Annotated in this window: 4 protein-coding genes; 3 read left to right on the top strand and 1 reads right to left on the bottom strand. The window is 45.4% G+C overall.

The features are described from left to right. Nucleotides 1-234 precede the first annotated feature (234 nt). The 3 genes from QUA16_RS29430 to QUA16_RS29420 are packed head-to-tail and all read left to right on the top strand — an operon-like array spanning nt 235 to nt 2626. Nucleotides 235-681, top strand: a complete 447-nt coding sequence (locus tag QUA16_RS29430; protein ID WP_172189131.1) for a SufE family protein — start codon at nt 235-237, stop codon at nt 679-681. A 14-nt stretch (nt 682-695) separates the two neighbouring features. Further along, nucleotides 696-1610 (top strand): alpha/beta hydrolase, encoded by a 915-nt coding sequence (locus tag QUA16_RS29425; RefSeq protein WP_333107718.1) that lies wholly within the window; start codon nt 696-698, stop codon nt 1608-1610. 59 nt (nt 1611-1669) lie between these two features. Then, complete coding sequence (locus QUA16_RS29420) at nt 1670-2626, top strand: DUF6282 family protein (protein WP_333107717.1); 957 nt, start codon at nt 1670-1672, stop codon at nt 2624-2626. Nucleotides 2627-2900: 274 nt separating this feature from the next. On the opposite strand, the gene QUA16_RS29415 is transcribed toward QUA16_RS29420, so the two are convergent. Then, nucleotides 2901-3947 (bottom strand): right-handed parallel beta-helix repeat-containing protein (locus QUA16_RS29415; protein ID WP_333107716.1); only part of this gene is annotated, 1047 nt, incomplete at its 5' end.

Below are 3947 nucleotides of genomic sequence, written 5' to 3'. Positions count from 1 at the left end.
CGCCCGTCCTTTTTGGACGGGCGGGACGCCCATCCCACAATAACAATTAAAATTGTAAGTTATTTAATTCGCGATCCATATTTTCTCTGTTTAGAACTATCGAACTCGTTAACTACAATAACAATAACCCATTCACCTGAAGACGGCTTCAGTGGGAGCAGATGAGCAGGCGATCGCACCCGCCGGCAAAATTAAATGTATAATATTAACGAAGTAAACCGCTACGAGTGAATCATGTCCGCAAACACCGCGCTACCCGCAGCCCTAGCTAAAATCGTTCAGCGCTTTCAGCGACATTCCGATCCGAAACAGCGCTACGAACAACTGCTGTGGTATGCCAAGCGACTTCCAGCATTTCCCGAAAGCGACAAACTGCCGGAAAACAAAGTTTCTGGCTGCGTCTCGCAAGTTTATATTACTGCAAATTTGGCAGACGGAAAAGTTTTGTATCAAGGCGATTCAGACGCTCAGTTAGTCAAAGGATTAGTTGGCTTGCTGGTGGAAGGTTTGAGCGGATTAACGCCTGCGGAAATTGTCACCATTACCCCAGATTTTATTCAAGACACGGGATTGAATGTGAGTCTGACACCTTCCCGCGCTAACGGATTTTACAACATCTTTCAAATGATGAAAAATAAGGCACTTGCTTGTGAATTGAGCAAGCAAGCCGAAGCAAATTAAAAGAATAAACCGCCATGACTCAAACTACAAATTTAACAAAATCAGGTTCTGGCAACTATCCCGCCGCAGTTAAACAATATCTCTGGAATTGGCAAGAAACGCAAATAAAAGTTATCTACGAAACCAGAGGACAGGGAAATCCTGTATTGCTGCTGCCTGCTTTCAGTACGGTTTCGACGCGAGAAGAAATGCGTCCTTTAGCAGAATTATTAGCTCCCCAATTTCAAGTTGTGAGCTTAGATTGGCCGGGTTTTGGCGAATCTGATCGGCCGCGAACCGACTATCAACCGCAATTATACCATCAATTTCTCAAGGATTTTGTTGAGTCAATTTTTAAGAGCCCTGTGGCTGTAGTTGCAGCCGGTCACGCGGCGGGTTATGCGATGCAGTTAGCGCAATCACAGCCCCATGTATGGTCAAAGATTGTGTTAGCTGCGCCGACTTGGCGCGGGCCTTTGCCGACGATGAGCAAACAGCAAAGCGGGTGGCACGGAATGGTGAGAGAATTAGTACGATCGCCCTTACTGGGACAATTCCTATACAAACTCAACACTGCGCCGTCATTCCTCAGTTTGATGTACCGCCGCCACGTCTATGTTGATGCAGCTAAAGTCACGCCGGATTTCATCCAAAGCAAATGGCAAGTGACGCAAAAACCCGGTGCTCGATACGGTTCCGCGGCCTTTGTGACTGGTGGTTTAGATCCGGCAAAAGTGCGATCGGAATTTACAGATAAATTTCAACAGTTAGCAGTGCCGGTGATGGTTGTAATTGCTGAAAATGCGCCGCCCAAATCAAAGGCTGAAATGGAAGCATTAACGGAATTACCGGGTGTTGAATCGCGAGTTATTCCTGGTTCTTTGGGTATGCACGAAGAGAATGCAGAAGCTTTGGCAACTGCGATTCAATCTTTTATTTGGGAGGATTAAGAGGGGATGAACCGCAGAGGGCGCAGAGAACGCAGAGGGGAGAAGGGAAGAGGGGATGAATGCAAGCTGTTTTTTTTACGTTAGTTTGGATGGTTTGCTATTGGTTTTGTCTGCCAGTTTATGCTGTCGGAGATCCGCCGATAATCTATTTGCCACAGAGTACGATTGAAGGTGCGATCGACTTTCACATTCATTCTTCTCCTGATGTGATTCCCCGCAGGTTGGATGATTTTGAGGTAGCGAAATTAGCTGCTAGGGCGAAGATGAAAGCTGTTGTATTGAAAAATCATTATGCCAGCACAGCAGGGCGGGCAGTTTTGGTTAATAAAATAGTACCAGAAATCGAAGTTTTCGGAGGAATTGTTCTCAATCATTCGGTAGGTGGCATTAATCCCGAAGCTGTTGACGCAATGCACCGCATCGGTGGCAAATACGGTAAAGTAGTGTGGCTGCCAACGGTTGATGCTGAGCATCATTTGCAGGTTTTTCACAAGTCGGGAATGGGGATTAAAGTTGCGGAAAATGGCAAGGTTTTACCGGAAACAGCAGCGGTGTTGAAGATTGTAGCCAAAGAGAATTTGGTATTGGAAACCGGTCATATTTCCTCAGAAGAAGTGATGGCGGTTGTCGGTGCAGCCAATCTGCTCAACATTAAGAACATCCTGATTACTCACGCAATGGCAGATGTACCCGGTTTGTCCCTAGAAAATATGCAAAAAGCGGCCCAGATGGGAGCTTTTCTAGAACTAGCATTTGTGAACGATTTGATGGGAGAAAATGCCGCTGATGACGGACACAAAAACTGGCATCAAGTTCCTATTAGTAAAATGGCAGCAGCGATTAAACTAATAGGAGCAGAGCATTTTGTAATGAGCACGGATTTAGGAAGAAAACCCGATCCTTTACCTGCAGAAGGTTACAAATTATTTGTGAAAAAATTGATAGATGAAGGCATTTCCCCGCACGAAATTGATTTAATGATGAAACACAATCCAGCTCGATTGTTAGGCATTTAGAATTGGTAATTGGTAATTGGGTATTGGGAATCGGGGATTGGGAATCGCTAATTGCGAATTCTCTCCCCTCTTCCTTCTTCCCTCTCCCCTCTTCCTTCTTCCCTCTCCCCTCTTCCTTCTTCCCTCTCCCCTCTTCCTTCTTCCTGACATCCGTTACATCCGTTACAGAATCCGTTGCCGAACTTCCCTCTTCCTTCTGCCTTCTTCCTGACATCCGTTACATCCGTTACATCCGTTACATCCGTTAAAGAATCCGTTGCCGAACTTCCTTCTTCTATTCTAGATTGCCTTTGTCGCGCAGGTATCCGTTATCTGCAATGCGCCAAGCACCCCCAGCATTGCCCGTTAAATCGCTATCTTCCACGGTAGCAATGCCATCTCTGTAAACGGCGATCGCCTCACCTTCATTACCATTAATCCGACACCGGCGCACAATCAATTTTCCTCCCAATCCGACACCTATTCCCAAACTGCCGTTGTCAAAAATACTGCAATCTTCCACCGTTGCTTTCCCATTATCCGATATAAAAATTCCGTTCCATACCCCATCATGAATTTGACTGCGGCGGAGGATAGAATTTGCATCGGGACCGCAAATTCCCACCACAGAATAGTCCGCAGAAGTGATATCGCTATCTTCTATGATTAACTCGCCTTTGCGAATATCTACAGTGTAATATTTCCCCGTTGCGCTCAGCGTTAAACCGCGCACTAAAGCACTGTCAGTTGCCATTTTAATGCAGTTTGAGTTGATACTTTCAACCACAATGCGATCGACATCTCCGCTGCCGATAATTTCTACCGATTTGTCGATAATTAGACTTTCGCGGTAAACGCCTGGATGCACCTCAATGCGCGTGCCAGGTGCAGCATTTTTCATCGCTTCGCTAATAGTAGTATAATCGCCTTCACCCTGCTGAGAAACAACAAATCCTTGACTCTTCCCAACTTTGGTATCTGAAGTAGATGCTTTAATTTGCCCTGACTTCGACTCAAAATGCTCAGATTGTCGATCGCCCGCTTCGGAAAGTTGCGATGTTAGCTGTAAGCGTTCTTGATAAACTGTCTCTAGCTGATGTTCTAACTCCGATACTTGAGATTGAAGTTGAGCTTGATTCTGGTTTGCTGTCTCGATTTGACTTTGAGTTTCCGAGAGTTGAGAATAAAGGTGCGATCGTTCTCTGTTAGCAGTTTCTAGCCCAGATGCCAATTCAGAACGACTTTGACGCACACTTTCTAACTGTTTTTCTAACTCGGATACTTGAGATTGAAGTTGAGTTTGATTTTGATTAGCTGTTTCGATTTGACTTTGCAATTGGGA

The organism is Microcoleus sp. S13_C3, from assembly GCF_036700905.1.
GTDB lineage: Bacteria > Cyanobacteriota > Cyanobacteriia > Cyanobacteriales > Microcoleaceae > Microcoleus.
The sequence above is the reverse complement of the archived record's forward strand: the minus strand, read 5'-3'. Positions and strand labels throughout refer to the sequence as shown.

Bases quoted from the DNA above. Each gene is read 5' to 3' on its own strand.
- QUA16_RS29430 (WP_172189131.1), top strand. From the start codon at position 235: ATGTCCGCAAACACCGCGCTACCCGCAGCCCTAGCTAAAATCGTTCAG.
- QUA16_RS29425 (WP_333107718.1), top strand. From the start codon at position 696: ATGACTCAAACTACAAATTTAACAAAATCAGGTTCTGGCAACTATCCC.
- QUA16_RS29420 (WP_333107717.1), top strand. From the start codon at position 1,670: ATGCAAGCTGTTTTTTTTACGTTAGTTTGGATGGTTTGCTATTGGTTT.